Source organism: Flammeovirga kamogawensis (assembly GCF_018736065.1).
Lineage (GTDB): Bacteria > Bacteroidota > Bacteroidia > Cytophagales > Flammeovirgaceae > Flammeovirga > Flammeovirga kamogawensis.
This window is the reverse complement of sequence record NZ_CP076128.1, coordinates 515,638-538,037: the sequence shown is the minus strand read 5'-3', so window position 1 is coordinate 538,037 and position 22,400 is coordinate 515,638. Positions and strand designations below refer to the sequence as shown.

General features: G+C 30.8%; 18 protein-coding genes. 13 read left to right on the top strand and 5 right to left on the bottom strand.

The annotated features are described in order from the left end of the window. Window positions 1-55 precede the first annotated feature (55 nt). Window positions 56-2,080 carry a tetratricopeptide repeat protein gene (locus KM029_RS02170; protein ID WP_144075149.1) on the top strand — a complete coding sequence of 675 codons (2,025 nt, stop codon included), beginning with the start codon at window positions 56-58 and terminating at the stop codon, window positions 2,078-2,080. On the opposite strand, the gene KM029_RS02165 is transcribed toward KM029_RS02170, so the two are convergent. Further along, on the bottom strand, window positions 2,077-3,258 hold the full coding sequence (locus tag KM029_RS02165; protein ID WP_144075148.1) for a serpin family protein: 1,182 nt from the start codon (window positions 3,256-3,258) through the stop codon (window positions 2,077-2,079). The two genes, KM029_RS02170 and KM029_RS02165, sit on opposite strands and share 4 nt — an antisense overlap. A 200-nt stretch (window positions 3,259-3,458) precedes the next feature. On the opposite strand from KM029_RS02165, the gene lysA reads away from it, so the two are divergent. The 11 genes from lysA to KM029_RS02110 all read left to right on the top strand — a co-directional run bounded on the left by lysA (window position 3,459) and on the right by KM029_RS02110 (window position 15,886). Continuing rightward, window positions 3,459-4,730, top strand: coding sequence for a diaminopimelate decarboxylase (gene lysA / locus KM029_RS02160; RefSeq protein WP_144075147.1), 1,272 nt, complete (start codon window positions 3,459-3,461; stop codon window positions 4,728-4,730). 88 nt (window positions 4,731-4,818) lie between these two features. After that, a complete protein-coding gene (locus KM029_RS02155; RefSeq protein WP_144075146.1) occupies window positions 4,819-5,274 on the top strand; it encodes a 3-oxoacyl-ACP synthase in 456 nt (151 codons plus the stop codon). A 155-nt stretch (window positions 5,275-5,429) separates the two neighbouring features. Then, window positions 5,430-8,204, top strand: coding sequence for a leucine--tRNA ligase (gene leuS / locus KM029_RS02150; protein WP_144075145.1), 2,775 nt, complete (start codon window positions 5,430-5,432; stop codon window positions 8,202-8,204). Window positions 8,205-8,310: 106 nt separating this feature from the next. Beyond that, complete coding sequence (locus KM029_RS02145) at window positions 8,311-10,200, top strand: hypothetical protein (protein ID WP_144075144.1); 1,890 nt, start codon at window positions 8,311-8,313, stop codon at window positions 10,198-10,200. A gap of 136 nt (window positions 10,201-10,336) precedes the next feature. Then, a complete protein-coding gene (locus tag KM029_RS02140; protein WP_144075143.1) occupies window positions 10,337-11,530 on the top strand; it encodes a transglutaminase-like domain-containing protein in 1,194 nt (397 codons plus the stop codon). A gap of 73 nt (window positions 11,531-11,603) precedes the next feature. Next, complete coding sequence (locus KM029_RS02135; RefSeq protein WP_144075142.1) at window positions 11,604-12,119, top strand: NUDIX domain-containing protein; 516 nt, start codon at window positions 11,604-11,606, stop codon at window positions 12,117-12,119. A gap of 57 nt (window positions 12,120-12,176) precedes the next feature. Then, entirely contained in the window at window positions 12,177-12,716 is a 540-nt protein-coding gene (gene pyrR / locus KM029_RS02130) for a bifunctional pyr operon transcriptional regulator/uracil phosphoribosyltransferase PyrR (protein ID WP_144075141.1), read from the top strand. Window positions 12,717-12,776: 60 nt separating this feature from the next. After that, window positions 12,777-13,694 (top strand): aspartate carbamoyltransferase catalytic subunit, encoded by a 918-nt coding sequence (locus KM029_RS02125; protein ID WP_144075140.1) that lies wholly within the window; start codon window positions 12,777-12,779, stop codon window positions 13,692-13,694. A 406-nt stretch (window positions 13,695-14,100) separates the two neighbouring features. Beyond that, window positions 14,101-14,823, top strand: a complete 723-nt coding sequence (locus KM029_RS02120; protein WP_144075139.1) for a LytR/AlgR family response regulator transcription factor — start codon at window positions 14,101-14,103, stop codon at window positions 14,821-14,823. A gap of 78 nt (window positions 14,824-14,901) precedes the next feature. Next, window positions 14,902-15,333, top strand: coding sequence for a hypothetical protein (locus tag KM029_RS02115; protein ID WP_144075138.1), 432 nt, complete (start codon window positions 14,902-14,904; stop codon window positions 15,331-15,333). 103 nt (window positions 15,334-15,436) lie between these two features. Beyond that, window positions 15,437-15,886 (top strand): hypothetical protein, encoded by a 450-nt coding sequence (locus KM029_RS02110; protein WP_158631131.1) that lies wholly within the window; start codon window positions 15,437-15,439, stop codon window positions 15,884-15,886. Between the two features lie 101 nt (window positions 15,887-15,987). Here the strand turns inward: KM029_RS02110 and KM029_RS02105 are convergent, their stop codons facing one another. The 3 genes from KM029_RS02105 to KM029_RS02095 are packed head-to-tail and all read right to left on the bottom strand — an operon-like array spanning window position 15,988 to window position 19,601. After that, entirely contained in the window at window positions 15,988-17,142 is a 1,155-nt protein-coding gene (locus tag KM029_RS02105) for an ABC transporter permease (protein WP_144075136.1), read from the bottom strand. 3 nt (window positions 17,143-17,145) lie between these two features. Then, window positions 17,146-18,111 carry an HlyD family secretion protein gene (locus KM029_RS02100; RefSeq protein WP_144075135.1) on the bottom strand — a complete coding sequence of 322 codons (966 nt, stop codon included), beginning with the start codon at window positions 18,109-18,111 and terminating at the stop codon, window positions 17,146-17,148. A 17-nt stretch (window positions 18,112-18,128) separates the two neighbouring features. Continuing rightward, window positions 18,129-19,601: a TolC family protein gene (locus tag KM029_RS02095; protein WP_144075134.1), complete on the bottom strand. Its 1,473-nt coding sequence runs from the start codon at window positions 19,599-19,601 to the stop codon at window positions 18,129-18,131. Between the two features lie 214 nt (window positions 19,602-19,815). Between KM029_RS02095 and KM029_RS02090 the strand changes: the two genes are divergently transcribed. Beyond that, window positions 19,816-21,069 carry a DUF819 family protein gene (locus KM029_RS02090; RefSeq protein WP_240050324.1) on the top strand — a complete coding sequence of 418 codons (1,254 nt, stop codon included), beginning with the start codon at window positions 19,816-19,818 and terminating at the stop codon, window positions 21,067-21,069. A 76-nt stretch (window positions 21,070-21,145) separates the two neighbouring features. Here the strand turns inward: KM029_RS02090 and KM029_RS02085 are convergent, their stop codons facing one another. Further along, window positions 21,146-22,210, bottom strand: a complete 1,065-nt coding sequence (locus KM029_RS02085) for an AI-2E family transporter (RefSeq protein ID WP_144075133.1) — start codon at window positions 22,208-22,210, stop codon at window positions 21,146-21,148. Between the last annotated feature and the right edge of the window lie 190 nt (window positions 22,211-22,400).

Genomic DNA, 22,400 nt, shown 5'->3' with positions numbered 1-22,400 from the left:
TTTTTGATGTTATTATAGTACATCATCATAAAATATAGAAAGAGATCTAATAATAATGATCAAATACATTATAAAATTTTCAGCACTTTTTTTAATTATATTCCTTTTCTCAAATTCTTCATTTTCTCAAAATGTTGAACAATTAAAAAAAGAAGCAAAATTTACTGACAACCCAGAACTTTGGTATGAATTAGGACTCATTTACCAAAAAGGAGAACTCGAAAAAGTTAACTTAAAAAAGGCGGCTCATTATTATGAAAAAGCAGCTATAAAAGGGCATGTAGAAGCATCTTTCCAATTAGCAAATTTAAAAGTTGCTAAAAATGAATATGGTAGTGCAATTAAGTTATATACAATTGCAGCAGATGGTGGTTCAATTGAGTCGGCTTATTTATTAGGTAAATTCTACAAAGAAGGCTCACAGGTTACTAAAGACGTAAACTTATCAATTCATTATTTTTTAATATCATGGAATGCTGGTTATAAAGACTCAAAAGACCAACTAGACGCACTTGATACAAAAAATTATAATAAAAAAGAATCTGACATATTATATCAAAAATATTTAGCCCATAATGGGTCTGCTAAATCTGAATATGATTTAGGTATTGCATATAAAAATGGTACAGATGTAAAACAAGATTTAGAAAAAAGCTTTAATCTATTTTCTAATTCAGCAGCCGACAACTATGGCCTTGCTCAATATGAATTAGGACTTTTTTATAAAAATGGACTTTTAGGAAGAAAGGATACACAGAAAGCTGTTGAATTTTTTGTTAAAGCTTCTAATAATGGTATTCAAGAGGCGGCAAAAGAACTTGAGAAAATGGATGTAAAAACATTCATTAAAGACAATGACATTGAGTTCATTAAATATCAAGCAATTACAAATAACAATGCAGTTGCACAATATGAACTTTATAAGTATTACGAAGCACCTGTAGCTGGAACTCAGGACATGATTAAAGCAGTGGAATTTTGTCAACGATCTGCTTTACAAGATTACACACCAGCAATGTTAGCACTATCAGATTTATACTTAAAAGGAGATTCATTAATTAAAAGAAATGATGCTTCTGCCTTTAAATGGCGAAGACAAGCTGCTTTTGTTGGTTCTGATTCTGCAGAATATTTACTTGGCAATATGTACAAGCAAGGTATTGGTGTTCCTAAAAGTGATGAAAAGGCAGTTAGATGGTATCTTAAAGCAGCAAACCATGGCATTCAATCTGCTGCTGATACATTAAAGACATTAAATATTGATCAATACCTTAATAAATCTGATTTAGAATATGCTACATTCAGTGCTAACCAAGGTGATATTGAAGCTCAGATGATGCTTGGTAGATATTATTTTAAAAATGATAAAGCCCCTGCAATTGTTTGGTTACAAAAAGCAAGTTTACAAAATAATGCAGAAGCTGAATTATTATTAGGTGATATCTATAAAGAAGGGAAATGTCAAACTGTAGCCAATCCCTCTACAGCAGAAATGCATTATAAAAAAGCAATTGCTCTAGGAAGTCAAGATGCTTATTTAAAAATGGCTGATTTGTATACAAAAGACAATGTAGCTGGTGGTGTAGATGGAACATCTTCAACAAACGAAGCAATGGCATATGCAAATACCTATATGACTCAAGCCTCTTATGTCAATTCCGAAAATACAAATGCAGACCCTAAAGCATTCCTTCTAATGGGTGATATACTTAACGGGCAAGGAAAAACTGTAGATGCAATTAAACAATACGACCTGTATATTAAATCATTTGACGAAGTTGATGGTAACCATCAAGAATTTATTACTGTAATGAATAAACAAGCTGTTGCTTACGCAGAAATTGGTGAAGTAAATAGTGCATTATTACAGATTGAAATTGCTTTAGCAAAAGCTGATGACTTCTCAATGTTGAAAGATTTCAAGGATAATTATTCTGCTATTAAAGGTGAGTTATTTTACACTCAAGGTAAACTTTTATTCCAACAAGGTGACAAATACAAAGCTTGTGGAGTTTTTCAGAAAGTAAAAGCTTTGGGAATAAAATTAGATTCTAAGTATGAAAACTTATGTTCAAATTAATAACTAGGTTCTCTAATTACTCCCATAAAAATAATGTTAGACGTTTTTGTATTCTTAATTATCAATACAAATGGTCTATCAAAATAAAATTCTTTTTTTTCTGGATTAAACGAACTTCTACTAATACTTACAGCTGTAGCAGCTGCAGCTTCAGTACCCATCTCATTTACATCTAAAAATGTTTTATGAGCAATTTTAGAAATATGTAAATCTTCATCATATTGTTTAAATAGGTTTTCAAATTGAGCCGAATAATTAAATGGTGAGGATAAACCTTGATTTTTAAGCGTTTCTACCATATCAATTTCGTAATCAACTTTTAATTTAGGGAACAAAAGATAAACTTCTTTTAATTCCATCTTTTCATTAATACTTCTTAGCTTTTCTGAAGATAAAGTTTTCACAAAATCATTCATCTTAACCGTTTTATCAAACGGCATTAAAAGCGTCATCGTAAAATCACCTCCTTTATAAGGTATATCAATTGCATAAATAGTAGTAGTAATAACTCTTTTATAAAGCTGATTATTTTCAGAGATAAACGCTGCTTTTACTACACTCCCATCCTCTTTAACAAAATCTCTATCTTTAGTTAGTTTTTCATCAAATTGATGTTGCCAAATACCATTAAAATATAAAGTATTAACTAGTATCATTCTATCATCTTTTGATATGTCACTAATTATATTCGTAATTTTATCGTTGGTTTCGTTTGCGACCCAGTTATTAATTGATTTTTCAACTTTATCAGGTTTGTTAAAATCAACTCCTTTAATTTTTGCTGCATAACTTCCTTCAAGGGTTTTCTTAAACATCGTTTTAACCGACAGGTTCTTAGGATACCATAAAGCATTTGCTGAAGAAGTTTCTTTATTTGATTTCAGTTCTTTATTTAAGTTAAGGTTATATGAATTTAGTAACACAAGTTCATCATTTTCAAAACCTAAATAATTAATCATTTCTGATTTAGTACCATAGCTTGCACCATTTGTTATCATACTTAAAGAAGTATATATGCTTATTGGTGATATAAAAATATTACCATTATTTTCAGTTTCTGATAATGAGTTTAATAATGAAAAACTAAAATCATTAATTGGCTTTTTATTAATGCCTGATTGCCCTGAGCAAAAAACCGTTCCAGTAATAATAAAAAAAACAGTAATTAGGTACCTCATTATAGATGCTATTTGATTAGAATATTAATATACCTCTCTATTTCTTACTTTTTACTCAAATAAACAGATATTTAACCAAATGTTATAAATAAAACAAGTGTTGTTATTTATGTATATTAAATCTAATAATATGGTATAAAATGATTTTCTCTATACTTTTGTAATATCAAAATATTAATAATAATAACGTTTTTCCTCAGATGGAATTAAATAATTCAGAATATTCGATCCAGGGTGTACCTGTTACAGATATTGCAAATCAATTTCAAACACCTGTATATGTTTATGATGCAGATAAGATTGTGAGCCAAATTAATTTATTAAGAGACTCTTTTAACGGAGTTAATCTTAGAATTAAATATGCTATGAAATCACTATCTAATCTTAGTATTCTTAAACTTGTAAAAGAACATGGTGTAGATTTAGATGCTGTATCGATACAAGAAGTACTACTTGGACTAAAAGCTGGGTTTCCTGCAGAGAGAATCTTATTTACTCCTAACTCAGTTTCATTTGATGAAATACAAGAAGCTGTTGCTTTAGGTGTTGTTATTAATATTGATAACATTGCCATTTTAGAGCAGTTTGGAGATACTTTCCAAGGTTCTGTTCCTTGTGCTATTCGTATCAATCCGCATATTACAGCTGGTGGAAATGCTAAAATCCAAGTAGGTCATATTGGGTCTAAATTTGGTGTTTCAATTTTCCAAATGTCACATGTTAAGAAAGTGGTAGAAAGCCACGGTATTAACGTAGTTGGATTACACATGCATTCAGGTTCTGACATCTTAGACTCTGAAGTATTTTTAATGGCAGCAAACGTTATGTTTGATTGTGCGAAAGACTTCCCTAACCTCCAATTTATTGATTTAGGTTCTGGATTTAAAGTAGCATATAAAGAAGATGATATCGTTACAAACATTCCTGAATTAGGAAAAAAGATGTCGGCAGCTTTTCAAGAATTCTGTAAGAATTATGGCAGAGACTTAGAATTATGGTTTGAGCCTGGTAAATTCTTAGTTTCTGAAAGTGGTCATTTACTTACTAAAGTAAATGTCTTAAAACATAGCCCTGCAGCAGTTTTTGTTGGTGTAGATTCTGGTTTAAATCACCTGATTAGACCAATGATGTACGATGCTTACCACAACATCATTAATATTTCTAATGCATCTGCTCCTAAAAGAGTATATGATGTAGTTGGCTATATTTGTGAAACAGATACATTTGGTTACGATCGTAAATTAAATGAAGTACGCGTTGGCGATATCTTATCTTTAGAAAATGCAGGTGCATATTCTTACAGCATGAGTTCTAATTACAATTCTAGATTTAGACCTGCAGAAGTTTTAGTATTTAATGGTAAGCCACATTTAATTAGAGAAAGAGAAACTTTAGAAGACCTTACTCGTGGACAGGTAGATATTTTTGCAAATACTCCTATCGTTCAAGAAGAAGTATCTACTGAAGACTAAAAATATAATCAACTCACATTGATATGCGTCTAAATCAGAAATGGTTTAGGCGTTTTTTTATATCAATGAAAACAATATATTTGATCTTATGATCGATAAAGAATTTAAGAAAAGATTAAAACAGCACCTTAAAGAATCTGTTATTCAGAAAATAAAAACTTCTGAAGATGCAATGGATTCTGCACAACAAGCTGCTAATACAGAAACAAGAAGTACTGCAGGCGATAAGTATGATACTTCTCGTGCTATGATGCATCTAGAAAAAGATAAAATGGCCGAACAATTGGCCAAAAGCGTACAACAGTTGCGTGTTATGGAAGCATTAAAAGAAGAAGATACTTTACATATTCAACCTGGAAACCTTGTAGTAACTCCAAACGGAACGTATTACCTAAGTATAAGTATTGGCCAAGTAAAATTTGAAGATGAGGTTATATTTGCCATTTCTGCTCAATCTCCTATTGGTAAATTATTAGTTGGAAAAGCAAAAAATGAAGATGTACTCTTTAATGGAAGAAAAATTATGATTAAAAACGTCTTATAATTTACGTTTATTTTTTTCTTTTTAGAAAATCGACGATTCATCCCCAAGTTATCAATACAGATACACATTTATTTTTATCTTTGCAGGTCATTTTGATCAAAAATCAGAATTGACTCAATTTAGAACAAAATCATTTTTTAGAATACAACAAACGTATGTCTGAATATAATCATAATTCATTCGAGCCTAAATGGCAGAAATACTGGCAAGAAAACAATATCTATAAAGTTGATATTGATAAAAGTAAGCCAAAATATTACGCATTAGATATGTTCCCTTATCCTTCTGGAGCTGGTCTTCATGTAGGTCATCCAATGGGATATATCGCTTCTGATATTGTTTCTCGATTTAAAAGGCTAAAAGGATTCAATGTTCTACATCCAATGGGATTTGATTCATTTGGTCTTCCTGCAGAACAATATGCTATCGAAACTGGACAGCACCCTGCAATTACAACGGAAGCTAATATCAAGACTTTCAAAGGACAAATGAATAAAATTGGTTTCAGTTTTGACTGGAGCCGTGAAGTTCAAACTTCTTCTCCTGAATATTATAGATGGACGCAATGGATTTTTGAACAATTATTCAATGCTTGGTACGATAAAGACGCTAATAAAGCAAAAGATATAAAAGAATTGATCGCTCTTTTTGAAGCAAATGGTTCTGCTGGAATCAACGCTGAAAAAGATGATAATTCTACAGAGTTCACTGCTGCAGAATGGAAAAACTTCTCTGAAGCAGAAAAAGCTACAATTTTATTACAATATCGTCTTACATTCTTATCAGAAGCAATGGTAAACTGGTGTCCTGCACTAGGAACAGTACTTGCAAATGATGAAGTAAAAGATGGTGTTTCTGAAAGAGGTGGCCACCCAGTTGAACGCAAGAAAATGAAACAATGGATGATGCGTATCACAGCATATGCAGATCGTCTATTAGGAAATTTAGATGGCTTAAATTGGTCAGATGCATTAAAAGAAATGCAACGTAACTGGATTGGTAAATCAATTGGTTGCGAATTGGATTTTAAAGTTGCTGAAAAAGATATTACGCTAACTGCTTTTACAACACGTGTAGACACAATTTTTGGTGTTTCTTATGTAGTAATTGCTCCTGAACATGAATTAGTTGCTGAATTAACAACTGACGCACAAAAAACTGATGTTGAAGCATATGTTGAAACTGCTAAAAATAGATCAGAGCGTGATCGTCAATCTGACGTAAAAACTGTTTCTGGTGTATTTACAGGTTCTCATGTTATCAATCCTATTACTGGAGAAGAAGTTCCTTTATGGATTGCTGATTATGTACTATCTGGTTATGGAACAGGTGTAGTTATGGCTGTGCCTTCTTCTGATGACCGTGATTTCCGTTTTGCTGAAAAATTCGATTTACCGATTATTCGTGTAATTGAAGGAACAGAAGACATGGAAAACCCTACGGAGGTTAAAAGGGGTAAAATGATTAATTCTGGCTTCTTAAACGGTTTAGAAACTGATGAAGCTATTAGAGTTGCCATTGATAAAGCATTAGAATTAGGTGTTGGTAAACAAAAAGTCAACTTCCGTATTCGTGATGCAGTATTCTCTCGTCAGAGATATTGGGGTGAACCAGTTCCAGTTTATTTTGATGAAAATGACAATCCTCAATTAGTTCCTGATAGTCAGTTGCCATTAAATTTACCAGAAGTAGAAAACTACCTTCCAACAGAAGATGGTGATCCTCCTTTAGGTAATGCTAAAGATTGGAAATTTGACAATAAATTTGGTTACGAATTAACTACTATGCCTGGTTGGGCTGGTTCTTCTTGGTACTTCTTACGTTATATGGATCCTCAAAATAAAGAGGCCTTTGTAAGTAAAGAAGCTGCTGAATATTGGAATCAAGTAGACCTTTATGTTGGTGGTACAGAACACGCAACTGGACACTTATTGTACTCGCGTTTCTGGAACATGTTCTTATACGACATGGGCTTTATTAGCCATGAAGAGCCATTCAAACGCATTGTAAACCAAGGAATGATCCAAGGTCGTTCTAACTTTGTTTACAGAGTTAAAGGTACAAATCAGTTTGTTTCTTATGGCTTAAGAAAGGATTACGATGTACAAGAGCTATATGTTGATGTAAATATCGTTACTAACGATGAATTAGATACAGAAGCTTTCAAAAAATGGAGACCTGATTATGCTAATGCTGAATTCATTTTAGAAGATGGTAAATATATGTGTGGATCTGTTGTAGAAAAGATGTCAAAATCTAAATACAATGTTGTGAATCCAGATGTAGTTATCGAAAAATATGGTGCTGATACACTTCGCTTATACGAAATGTTCTTAGGCCCTGTAGAACAATCAAAACCATGGTCAATGCAAGGTATTGATGGTGTTTGGAAATTCTTGAGAAAGCTATGGAGATTATTCTATACTGACGAAGGAAAATTGATTGTAGTAGATGGTAAAGCAACAGATGCTGAATTGAAAATCTTACACAAGACAATCAAGAAAGCAGGAGAAGATATGGAAAGCTTAAGCTTAAATACTACTGTACCTGCATTTATGGTTTGTGTAAACGAATTAGCAGCAGCTAAATGCCATAAAAAAGAAGTTCTTGAGCAATTATTAATTATTGTATCTCCATTTGCACCACACATTGCTGAAGAATTATGGCAAGATGCACTCGGACATACTGCAAGTATTGTTACTGAAAGTTTCCCTGAGTTTAACCCTGCTTTATTGGTAGAAGCATCACATACTTATCCAGTTTCTATTAATGGTAAAATGCGTGTTAAGTTAGATTTACCAATGGATATCTCTCAAGAAGATGCTAAAGCTGCTGTTTTTGCAAATGAGGTTGTTCAGAAATGGGTTGAAGATAAACCAATCAAGAAGTTTATTTTTGTTCCTAAGCGTATTGTAAATATTGTTGTATAATTACAACTTTTGTTATAAAATTATAAACGGATTCATCGAAAGATGGATCCGTTTTTTTTATGCTGATGAATAAGTAACTTGATGTGTTACTAAATGCTCTTTTACCATGAAAACTAAAACGCTATACTTCCTTCTATTCATTTGTTTACCTCTTTACACTTTTGCTCAAAAAGATAAACTTAAAGCTGTCAATGAGAAAAAGCCAAAGAAATTTATTAAGCAATACAATGAGTTTGACAAAACTAAACCAAGAGAAGTAAGACTTTCTATCCATTTGGATCTGATTACAAGGGAAATCTCAGTTTTACTTACAGATTACAGGTATTTTGACAAATATTTTAGTAATAAAAATGATGGTTTAGCAATTGATATTATTAAGAAAAATCAATTTTCTTGTTCCCGTTTAAATAACGCCTATCCTCTTAATGATGATAATTTTTATGGAGAAATATATAAAATAATATACAAAGAAGAGATTCAAAATACTTATACAAGAAATAATATTGGGTACTTAAAAATTCCTATTGGACGTCTCCCTAGAAAATATACTATTGATGATGTCGAAATCAATTTTTGGCTAATTAAGAAAAACTATTTAGTAGACTATCATACTACATATTATATAGATCAAAACTACCTTTCTCTTTTTAAGATTCCTTTAAAGGTTGATCACCCCAAAAATATAAAAGGGTACACTTCTGGTACATTATCAAAAAACCTTAAAAAAACTGTTTACTTTAAAAAAGATGAAGTTTTATTTAATCAAGATGAACTTGATAGTTTACATAATGCACTTCAATTAACTAATCATAATATTACTAATATTCATATAAAAGCGTACTCATCAGTAGAAGGAAATCAAGAAAAAAACACTTCCCTTCAATATTTAAGAGCCGAAAATATTATTACTAACTTAGCAAGTTACATGTCTAAAAACGTTACTGTAAGTATCGAACAAGAAGAAAATTGGAGTGATTTTTTTAAAGATATTAAAGGAACAGATTATAGTTATTTTATCAATTTATCTAGAGATGAAATTAGAGATAAATTAAAAGAAAAAAATATTCTAGAAAATCTATCTCCAATTCTAGATAAACACAGGAAAGGTGAAATAAGTGTTTCTTTAAAATTAATAACTGAATTTAAAAATACATCGTCTTCTCAATTAGTAGAAATGTTTGGTCAGTCTATACAACATAATGACCTTGATAGAGCTTTATTTTTACAAAGTATTATCCAAGAAAGAGTAAAATACACTTCAAATAAAGATGACATTCTAGAAAAATTGACTGTTCCTAAAAAACCAGAATACATTTCTATTCTTAATAATCAAATCGTTTATGATTTTGATGAGAACGACAACCAATTATTTAATGTGAGAAACAGTATTAAAGAAATGTTGACATTATTACCAAATAACTTTACACTCAAATTTAATCAAACGGTTATTCTAATCAAGTTATGGTTCTATACAGAAGAAGACCTAGAGTCTGAAATAATAACTAACCTTAATTACCTAAAAAATAATGGGGCAAATAAAATCGACCTTGATAAATTTCAATTTAATTACCTTATCGTAAAAACTATTAAAGCACAAAAAGAGCTTAACTACACCGAAAAAAATGATTGCATAAAAAAGATCAAAAAGTTATTTAATAGCTACAATATATCTGAAGATGAATTAATTAGACTTTCAAAATTTTACATTAATTATTCTAATAAGCAATATGCTATTGACTTAATAAGTTCAGCCGCGGTCAATAATTCTGCATCTGAAGAACTATTATTTTATTATTTAAACCTTACAATAATAAACCCTGATTACTTCAAAAAGGATAGTTATAAAGAGATCATATATAAAGCAATCAGTAAAAATAGGCTACGTTTTTGTAACTTTTTTAATTCAATGAATAATGATGGTATTACATTTCAATTATTAGGGCATCCATATCTCAAAAAAATATATTGTGAAGAATGTAATCAAATTGAAAATTAACGCCCATTTATGTCGGCTTTATACTACCGTTTGACCGTAAACACTTATTAATAAGTAATAACACGCAAATACATGCAGTATTTTACTTTCTTGATTAAATTGTGAATCAATAAATGAACCTACTAATCAACAAAGTATGAAACGAATTATTCTACCATTATTAAGCTTGCTTCTATTTTTTGGATGTTCAGAAAAGTACGATGGCATTAATAGTGAATACCATCTTTTATTAGATCAAGCACTTGTTAAAGCAGGTACTAATAAAACAGAAATTACTAAAGCACTTGAAACAACTCCATTAGAGCATAAAAACGGAATGGCTTTTCTAGTAGCTTATATGCCTGAAAGAGATTTACAAACCTTATCGTCTAAATACTTAACAGAAAATGTTGAGCTAGCATACAAAGCAAAAGAAGAATTTCCTTGGGGTAAAACAATACCCGATTCTATTTTTTATAATGATGTTCTTCCTTACGCTTTAATGAATGAACGCCGTGATGATTGGAGACAAGATTTTTATAACCGTTTTGCTCCTATTGTAGGAAATTGTAAAACCATAGAGGAAGCAATTAAAATCTTAAATGATACAATTATTGATGTTGTAGCAGTTAAATATTCAACAGAAAGAGAAAAACCAGACCAATCTCCTTACGAATCTATTGATCAAGGTTTAGCATCTTGTTCAGGTTTATCGGTATTACTAGCTGATGCTTTTAGAGCTGTTGGCATTCCATCTAGACTAGCTGGCACACCAAAATGGACTTTAAAAGAAGGTAACCATAACTGGAATGAGGTTTATGTAAACGGACAATGGAAATTCACGGAATACTACCCTTCGGGATTAGATAAAGGATGGTTTTTACCAGATGCTGGAGCTGCTGATGAAACAAAACCAGAAAATTGGATTTATGCTTCATCTTGGAAACCTGCAGAGTATGCATTCCCTTTAGTATGGGATTTTGACATTAAATATGTTCATGCTCATAACGTAACAGATAGGTATTTAGGACTTTGGAACGATGAACAAAAAAAGTTAGCTAAACTAGATGGTAAAATTCCTGTACGTGTAAAAATGTTTAAAAATAAGCAATGTACACTAATTGGTGATAACAGGGTCGCTTCTCAAGTAACTTTATCTATTAAAAATAAAGTGATAGATAATGGCACTACAGCCGGACCTACAAAAGATATGAATGATATTTTACAATTCTATTTAGAAAAAGGAAAGAAATATACTGTTACTTACCAAGCAGAAAATGGCTTACCTGTTTCTAAAGATATTATTGCTGAGGATTCACCAATTGACCTCACTTTATTTAAGTCGATCTAAAGAAATGTAACTAATTGAAAGGGATAGCAGAAATGTTATCCCTTTTTTTTACTTTTGACGAAAATTAATTCACATGGAAAGTAAAAAGATCGCTAGTAAATCTGAAGTTGAAAAAACATTTGGTCATCGACTTAGAGTTAGAGTTTGTGGGCTTTTAGTAGAAAATGATTCTATTCTAATAGCAAAACATCTATCTATTGGCAAGAGAGGTATTTTTTATGCTCCTCCAGGTGGCGGTTTAGAATACGGTGAATCTGTTGAAGATGCTTTAAAAAGAGAATTCTTAGAAGAAACAGGGCTCGAAATTACTATCAAAGAATTTATGTTTACACATGAGTTTTTCGATTTGCCACTACATGGAATAGAATTATTTTTTTTAGTCGAAAGAAAAGCTGGTCAGTTAATTACAGGGATAGATCCAGAAATGGAAAATGGTAAACAAACCATTGATAATATGTCATTTATTGACTTTGACACCTTAAAAGACCTTCATATTGATGAAAAGCACCATTTATTCAGACATTGTAATTCGTTAAATGATCTTATCAAAATGAAAGGTTTTTATTCCAATTTAAAAGAAAATTCGTAAACTTGTATATTGGAATAAAGAGGGTAATGTAACCCTTGCTAAATTCTATATTATATAATGGCAAAAGTAAGTATTTTACATAGTCAATTACTTGACATTACAATCAGTAGGTTAAGTCAACAATTGATCGAAAATCATGGTGACTTCTCTAATACTGTTATAATTGGTTTACAACAAGGAGGGATTATTCTTTCTGATAGAATTAGACAACGAATTTTTGAACTGTCTAATATTACTGTTCCTGTTGGCCAATTAGATATTACATTCCACAGAGACGATTTTAGAAGAGGAGATAATATACTTACTCCTAGTAAAACAGACATCCCCTTCTTAATAGAAGATATGAATGTTATTTTAATTGATGATGTTGTCTTTACTGGAAGATCTATCCGTTCAGCTTTAGATGCTATGATGGCCTTTGGTCGTCCTTCAAAAGTGGAACTCCTTTGTTTAGTAGACAGAAAATATAGCCGAGACCTCCCAATCGAACCTACATATGTAGGTAAGGTTGTTAATTCTATTCAATCGCAATATATTACTGCAGAATGGAAAGAAGAGGGTCACGAAGAGGACACTCTTTGGCTTATTAATCAATAATTATTTTAACGGCTTTATTGCCGTTTTTTTATACAAAAATTCCTGATCGAATAATACATAATGTTAAGTACAAAGCACCTTCTAGGGATTAAAGATCTTACAAGGGAAGACCTTGAACTCATCTTTCAAACTGCAGATCAGTTTAAAGAAGTAATTAATCGTCCTATTAAAAAAGTACCTTCATTGCGTGATATTACCATTGCCAATGTATTTTTTGAAAACTCAACAAGAACTAAACTTTCTTTTGAGCTAGCAGAAAAAAGATTATCGGCAGATGTGATTAATTTCTCATCTAGTGGTAGTTCTGTAAAAAAAGGAGAAACTTTATTAGATACTGTAAATAATATTTTATCAATGAAAGTTGATATGATAGTAATGCGTCATTCTAGTCCTGGAGCTCCTCATTTTTTAGCAAAACATATTGATGCTACAATTTTAAATGCTGGCGATGGAACACATGAACATCCTACTCAAGCAATTTTAGACTCTTACTCTATCCGTGAAAAATTAGGAGAAGTTGAAGGAAAAAAAGTTGTAATCGTAGGTGATATTTTACATTCAAGAGTTGCCTTGTCTAATATTTTTGCACTCCAAAAGTTAGGTGCAGAAGTGATGGTATGTGGCCCTCATACCTTAATTCCAAAATACATCAAAGATCTTGGAGTTATTGTTGAACACGACCTTAAAAAAGCTTTACAATGGTGTGATGTTGCGAATATGTTACGTATTCAAATGGAACGTCAATTGGTTAAGAACTTCCCTTCTGTAAGAGAATATTCTCAAAATTTCGGTTTAAATAAAGAAATTCTTGAATCACTTGATAAAGAAATTGTGGTTATGCACCCTGGTCCTATTAACCGTGGTGTAGAAATAACTTCTGATGTTGCCGATGCAGAAAATGCCATCATCCTTGATCAGGTGGAAAATGGTGTTGCTACAAGAATGGCAGCTTTATATCTATTGGCTGGAAAATCATAAAAATAAAAAGGTAATTGCATTTATGTAATTACCTTCACTTTACCATCAAATTCTCTCTTCTTACAAAAGTTTGAATCATTTTCACCAATAATACTGCTATTTTTATTATTGGTAATGTATTTTTGAGGTATTAACAGCTAAAGTTTTAAACAGTATTATTGACTATTTTACTATTTAAAATTTAAGAACAAACAACGAATTTCAGAAATCAACTTCAGATTATTCTTTACTAAATAATTGGTTAATAAGAGGCTCTTCTTTTAAATACAAGATTTAGTTTTATATCAATTATCTATTTTACTATCACAGTTGCTATAAGGTTAGTTTTTTACTAATCAAATTACCATTTAAAATAAGCAGAGCGATCATTAATCAGGTATCTATGCTTTTTTAGAAACTAATTATTATGAAAAATATCTCATCGTCTATTACATGTGTCATAATAGACCCTGATAATCTCTTTCAAGAGGTTTTGATAAGCTATATAGATCAAATACCTTATCTAAACCTTGTTGCAGTGTTTAATTCTCCACTAATTGCAGATCAATTTTTAGAGAATAACAACATTGAATTGCTCTTTGTGTGTACCGATTTTGATCAAATTAATGGTGTAGAATGGGTTAAATCTTTAAAAGATTCTATTCAAGTAGTTTTTCTATCAGACTATAAAGAAAAAGCTGTTGATACTTATGAACTGGATGCTTTAGATTACTTGTTAAAACCAACTCTTTTCGAAAGGTTTTATAAGACCGCAATCAAGGCGAAAGTTAAGATTAAAGCGAATCAAATTCAGGAGTCATTAACTGTTGAAAAATGTATTTTTGTGAGATCTGAAAATAGGATTAATAAAATTCTCATTTCAGATATTCAATTTATTGAATCGCAGAACAACTACATCAATATTGTTACTGAAGAAAGACAATACATCACACTAATGAAGCTAAAAGATATACATCTGAGGCTGCCAAATGATCTCTTTATTCGCATTCAAAAATCATTTATTATTAATATCAATTATGTTAAAGCAATAGAAGGTAATTCTGTTGTTATTAATGATAATCTTTTTACAATTAGTAGAAACCTTAAAAAAGAAGTTATCAATTCTTTTACACAAGGTCAACTTATCTAATTACATCCTACTTTACTGGTATCCTATTCTGTGTTAGTCAATTGACTAATACTTAACGCTAACATACAAATAAAAACAATGAACTATTTTATTTCAATTTTACTATTATTGAGTTTATTATCATGCTCAACTCAAGATGAAACAATCTCTCCTTCTCAATCTTTGACTGTATCTAACTATGTGTCTCCTCAAAATAATAAAGATGGTCAAAATCAAATCAAAACAGTTGATGTGAACTTTGAGCCTTCATCTGACGATTGTAGTAACTCTAGTGAATTTATAGAAATTGCTATTTTAAATAAAGACAAGGTCTTTATTTCAACTATTCACTCCACTTTAAGCCCTTCAGGAAAAGGAGTTGTTTCAATTACTCAGTTGGATAATGAAAATGTTTACTTTTTAAGTTTTAAAATCAACAAACAGTTACTTTCAACATCAAGAGTAGAGTTAGATTTTGACAACAAAAACAACGTAGATAACACTGTCTTTTATAATAATTGTGCAGACTAAATTCACATTATACCATTACAAATAAGCATTTCACCAAGTAAAATTCATATTAACATAGTGTTTAATGAGTTTTGAATATATGTCAACCATTAAATCGTTAAAGATGAAAACTGCTATTCTTAAAATCGTATGCCTACTTACACTAACTCTTTCTGTATTTTCTTGTGCAACTGATGAAGGAATATCTCCTGTAATCAACACCCCTTCTGTACAAGGTTATGCTAATGATGATGAATCGGAATCAGAAATTGCTTCTCACACTTTTAATACGTTAGTAATTTCTGTAGACCCTCTAAGTGATGTTTGTAATGAAAACAGCTTAATCACTCTTCATATTACATCATCTTATGGACTCAGTCATACTGTGATACAAAAACTATCAGAAGGTAAAACTGTTTTCGAGTTAAAGAAAGAATTTAAAAGTGGAAGTCATTCTCTAAAACTTGAGAATACTGAAGGTATATTACTTAACTCCTATTCATTTTATTTAGATGAAGAAGATGCTACAAAAAGTTTGCACAAAGTTATAAAATACAATAACTGTGAAATGTAAAAACAGAAGGCTGATTTCTTTATTGAAATCAGCCTTTTTGATAAAAACAAAACAGTTTCAAGTTAAACCTGAAATTGTAAAAGAATAGAATTTACTATTATCTACTTATTAACTGGTTTCTTTTTCAATTTTAGTGTAATCAAAATTAAAGTTGCTACACCTGTTATTAATGAAATAATTAACATTGAGTTAAGTTGATACGTCAGATCTCCTAAAGAAGTATCATAATTGATCAACTTTCTAAGTGCCTGAAGAAAATAAGTCAACGGAATGCAATTTGAAAAAGCTTGAATCCAAGCCGGCATTGCTTCTAAAGGCCATGTAAATCCGGATAGAATAAAACTTGGAGTAGAAACAACCATTAATGCTTCTGTTGCTTTTAATTGAGAAGGAACAATCCAACTAACTAGCATTCCTAAACAAGTGAGTGATAAAATAAATACAGAAGTAGTTATTAATAATGCACTTATATTTGATGGTGTAGGTATTTTAAAGAATGGAAGTAATGTTACTTGAATTATACCCCATAAAAACATACCTAAGACCCAATATGGAATCGCTTTTCCTAAAAATACTATTACTGGATTTTTAGTAATTTCACTTAGCTCTCCAAAAGTATTATTTTCATGCTCATAGCTAAAAGTCAATGCTAAACCCAATAAAAAAACTTGTTGCATCACTGCTCCCATCACTCCAGGTAACATAAATAGCAAATAATTGGATGTACCATTAAAATACCTCGAATTATCTATTGCGAAAACTTCCCATTGTTCTTTCGCCGTTTCAATTGGAACACCTTGTTTTTGAAGGCTTACAATTTCAGCTCCTGCATTTATAGTTCCTAGTACAGTTCTTATACCAATATTTGCATAATTACCTGTAATCATATTAGCACCATTCACCTCTATTTGAATGTGTGGATGTCTTTTATAATTAACATCTCCTTCGAAACCCTCTGGGATTCTAACAATCGCTTCAAAAGAGGGTAAATCCTTTTTTAAATCTTTATCATCTGCTGTTACTTTATTAACAGATAAGTAAAAGTTTTCATCTAAAGCATCTATGATAGTACTGCTTAATGGAGAATTATCTTGATCGATAACAGCAATTGATAAATTCTTTACACTTGCTTGTTGATAGGTATACCCTATTAGGATTCCAAAAAATATTGGTGCTCCAAAAAACACTGCAAGCAATACATTATTGGAAAAGAAAAGTTTAAACTCTCTTTTAATTATTTGTAATAATGCTTTCATCACTTAGTTAATTTTATCCATTAATAAAGTAATATTCGTAAGTAATTCATCTGCCTTTTTAGCATTTAAAGGGATAAGTTTCAACTCATATAAAGACTGATCAACATTGTAAGTTGGGTTCATAGATTTCCTTGTCGCATAAGACATTTCTTCTTTAATTGACCCCACTTTACCTTTTAAAGATATTGATACATCAAAAGGAGAATAAACAGTTACAATATTTCCAACTTTGTATTTTAATACCTCTTCCTCAGCTAAAACAAATCTAAAATATGTTGTCCCTTCAGCATAACCAGAAAAAATATTATATCCAGGTAATGCTAATTCCCCTTGCTGTAAAGCAATAGTCTCTACTCTCATTTTTTTAGGAGCAATAATATATCTTTCAGATAAGGCTATATTTACCTCTTTTAAAGCTCCTTTCGCTCTTTCAAGTTGCCCTAAGGCCATACGTTGTTTTTCATTTCTAACACCAGATTCTACCTCCCTTTTTTTAGCTTGAGTCCCTTCATACTTTGCTTTAGCCATTTGGTATTTTGTGTATACCTCATCATGCTTTTGAGATGAAATCAATTCTTCATCATACATTTCTTTAATTCTTTGATAGCTTTTTTCTGCAAACTCATATTGTTCTTTTGCGGCAGTATATGCAGCATCTACCTGATCAAGTTGGTTTTTTGTCGCTCCATTAAAAGCCATTTCATATTGTGCTTTTGCTGCTTTTACTGCTCCGTTAGCTTGCATCAGTTTTGCTTCAGCTTCTGGTAAGTCAATTATTGCTAACGTATCTCCTTTTTCAACTATTTCTCCTTTTTCAACATTAACTGCTATAATTCTTCCAGGAACTTTAGAAGCTACATACACTGCTGTTCGCTTTACTTTTCCCTTTAATTTATTTTCTTGCTCTGGAGCCTTTGTACAAGAAGAAAAAATAAATAATGTTACAATTGATAAGTATATATATTTCATGATGATTTATTCTTTTATTAGTTTTGAATGTGTTCTATATTAAGTACACCCATAGCATTAATTAACGCTATTGCTGTTTGCCTTTGATTTGCGATTGATTGAATATATTCAAGTTGAAATTTCTCATATTCAGATATCTCATCCAGTACATCAGTTACATCTGTCAAACCATTTTTAGCTTCTTGTACTTTTATTTTAAGACCTGTTTTCGCACCATCAAGCTTCTGATTTGAAACATCAACCATTTGAGTTGCAACTTGCCATTCCATTTTTTTCTTTTGAAAATCTAGTTGTACTAAATCCTGAGCATAGGCTTTCTTTTCTTTCATAGAGATTACTGCAAGTTCAGATTTCTGTACCTCTCTTTTCCTTTGTAAACCATCAAATATTTCCCATTGCATAGCCACACCAACAAAAGGTACGGCATCTACATTCGTCATATTTGTTCCACCTTGAATTACATGTGCAAATGCTTTTGCTTTTGGTAGAGCTCCATATTGCTCACCTTTATGTTTGTATTCTAAAGCTTCTATAGAGTGTTCTAAAGCTTTAATTTCATTTCTATTACTTAAATTAATTTCATTTTCATCCACCATCCAAAGCGTTAATTCTGGGTTAATTTTAGCTAAATCCCCTTGGTCTAACCCGGTAAGTTGTTGTAATTTTTGGATCACAAGACTTTTACTCGCTTCTAATTCAATTCTTTTTGCTACTATATCTTTTTCAGCAATTCTAATTTTATTTAAATCATATTCTGTCGCTAATCCTACCTCCTTTGCTTTATTTGCAAATTCAGTTTGCTTATCCAATCTTTTCTGACTTTCCTCTAAAACCTTAAGAGATTGGTTAACAACAGCCATTTTATCATAATAACTTAATGTTTCCATTATGATTTCGTTTTTTTCTTGCTCTACCATTGCTTGTTGTGCTTCTGATTTAGCCTCTGCAGCCTTTGCGTATGTTGGTGCTTGAAGACCAGAGAAAATGACCATTTCTACATAAGCATCATAAAACCAAAAATTATTATCTTGAATTGATATTGAAGGTGTATTTGGAATTTGATTAACCATGCCACCAATGTTATTATAAACACCTTCAATTAGTGGAGTTGCTACCCCAATCATTGTTGGTGGTAAACCAGACGAAGCCAACTGAGCTAGAGATTGATTCTTGCTATGTTCTAATCCATATAGGGCTTGGTTTTTTGTCCCACTAATATCTCTTGATATTGTAATATCATTTAATAAATAAGCGTAACCACCTTTAACCCCTACTTTTGGAATATAAGTGTATAATGCTCTTTGTTTATCGAAATGAGATGCTTTTGCTTCATTTTGTTTTATTTTAACTGAATGAGAATTCTCAATTGCTTTTACTGCAAGTTCTCTTCTTGTTAAATTTGTATCTGATTGACCAAAAGCAAAAGAAGATATAATCATAAGCAAAAATACTATTACAGTACTCTTAACTTTTTTACTAATTTTCAACATTACGCTCAATTTTTTATATAAAAATCTTTCTTTATTTACGTATATTTATTTGTGAATGATTATTCACTCAACAAATGTATGTTATTCGAATACTCATTTCAAATTATATTCATTAAATAAATTCAAATGGTTTAAAAATTTCTTAAAAGGCTTACTTCTATGTATTTTTTTGTATTCTTGTAGGCATAAATACTAATCATACTTTATAAAAAAATTGGAAAATTCTATCACTCCCCTTATCACAAACGATGCAGTAGTTTTTGGCCTTCTTATGGCTTCTCTAGCATTTGTATTTTACACTTCAAGTCTAAAAAATTCTTTTTGGTCTAAGTTTTATAAAATATTCCCAGCCCTATTGATGTGTTATTTAATTCCATCAATTTTAAGTACACTTAATATCATTTCTCCTTCACACTCCAATTTATATACTATGGCAAAAAACTATCTTTTGCCAGCTAGTTTAGTATTAATGACAATTAGTGTTGACTTGAAAGGGATTATCAACCTTGGTAGTAAAAGTATTATAATGTTCTTATCAGGAACCGTTGGAATTATAATTGGAGGTCCTTTGGCTATTTTAATTGTTTCTTATTTTTCTCCGGAAACTTTTAATGGAGCAGGTTTTCAAGAAGTATGGCGTGGTCTTGCAACATTAGCGGGTAGCTGGATTGGTGGAGGTGCAAACCAAGCCGCAATGTTAGAAATATATAAATATGATCAATCTCTTTATTCTGGAATTGTAGCTGTTGACATTATTGTTGCCAATATTTGGATGGCGATTTTGTTATTAGGAATTGGTAAAACAGATAAAATTGATAAATGGTTAAAAGCTGATGTTACTGCTATTGAAGATTTAAAAGCTAAAGTTGCTGCCTATCAAAATAGTATTACTAAAAATCCATCACTAACAGACTTAATGATTGTTCTTGGAGTTGCTTTTGGTATTGTAGGTTTATCTCATTTTTTAGCTGATAACTTAAGTAGTTATATTACTTCAGTTGTTGCCGATCCTTCAACTAGTGTTTTAAGCAGTAGGTTCTTTTGGCTAGTTTTATTAGCAACAACAATTGGCGTAATTTTAAGTTTTACAAAAGCTAGAAAATTAGAAGGGTATGGAGCTTCTAAATTTGGAAGTGTTTGTATCTATATTTTAGTAGCCACTATCGGTATGAAAATGGATGTCACAAAAACATTAGAGAATCCTGGTTTATTAGCCGTAGGGGGCGTTTGGATGCTAATTCATGTAATCATTATGGTTATTACTGCTAAAATAATTAAAGCTCCTTTCTTTTTCCTTGCTGTTGGTAGTAAAGCAAATGTAGGAGGTGCAGCTTCAGCACCTGTTATAGCATCAGCTTTTCATCCTTCTTTAGCTCCTGTTGGAGTTTTATTAGCAGTTTTAGGGTATGCTCTAGGAACCTACGGAGCAATGTTTTGTGCATATTTGATGCAAATTGTATCGCAATAGAAATATATTAGAATAAAATAAAACCTCCTTTAGAAATCAATCTAAAGGAGGTTTTATTTTATGATTCAACAATAACTTATTCAGTTTCTTCTTCTTGAATTGAAATACCTGTATTCCCATTCTCTGACAGAATAATTGCTATTGGCCTTGTTGCATCAAATTCACCAAAAATAATAATCATCATTACAGTAATTGGTACACTCAAAATCATTCCAACAACTCCCCATAATGCACCCCAAAAAGCAAGAGCAATTAATACTACCAACCCACTAATATTTAGCGAATTACCCATAACTTTTGGTTCTACAAGGTTACCAATAATCACTTGTATAACACCTACAGATAATAATACTATTAAACCAGATGACAAATCAGCAAACTGGATTACTGTAAAAAATGCAGGAAAAAGGGTAGCTATTAAAGATCCTATTGTTGGTATATAGTTTAGAGCAAATATTAAAAGTGCCCAGAAAAATGGTGCATCAATACCCATTAGTTTTAAAACCATATAACTTAATACTCCAGTTAATAAGCTTACAAATGATTTTAGTGTTAAATAACTACTTACCGAATTACCAATTTTAGCAATCATTTTTACTACAGCTTTATATTCTTTAGCATCTGGATAAATTTTAACGAGCTTATCACTAAATACACTCTCTTCTAATAGTAAGAAAACAACGTAAAGAATAATGGTAAAGGTATTCCCAAATAGCCCTGTAACAGATGTAAGTATGTTTTTTAATAAAGATGTAAAATTATAGTCACCTATCATCTTATTTAATGATGTAGTGATATCTATATCAAATAGGTTATTTACTTTATCTTCAATTAAAATGAGGTTACCATCGTAATGAGATAACGATTCTGTTAGGTTTTGAATGCTAATACTCAACATTTTTATAGCCACAAAAAATATGGCAAAGATGGTTAATGTTGCAAGTATATTCTGAATCCAAACTGGAATTTTATTTTTATCTGAACCTAATAAGTTTCCTATTAATGTTCTTACCTCTACAACAATTAACCAAAATATTATTGCCAATATTAATGGCACAAGAATAGATTTTAAAAAAATTAGAGATACCACTATAATCACTAACAATAGTGAAATTGAAGTGACCTTATTTATACTGATCATTATATATATAGTTCTTTTGAATTACTCGGTGCAATGTACGAACATTCATGAACAAAGCGTACGCTATTGAACAATATTTACAAATATTATTTTAGCCAAATAAATCGTAATTACCTACCAATCAATATATTATACATTTAAGGCATAGAGATGGATTTATTATTAATGTCAAATTAATATTGAAATCTTG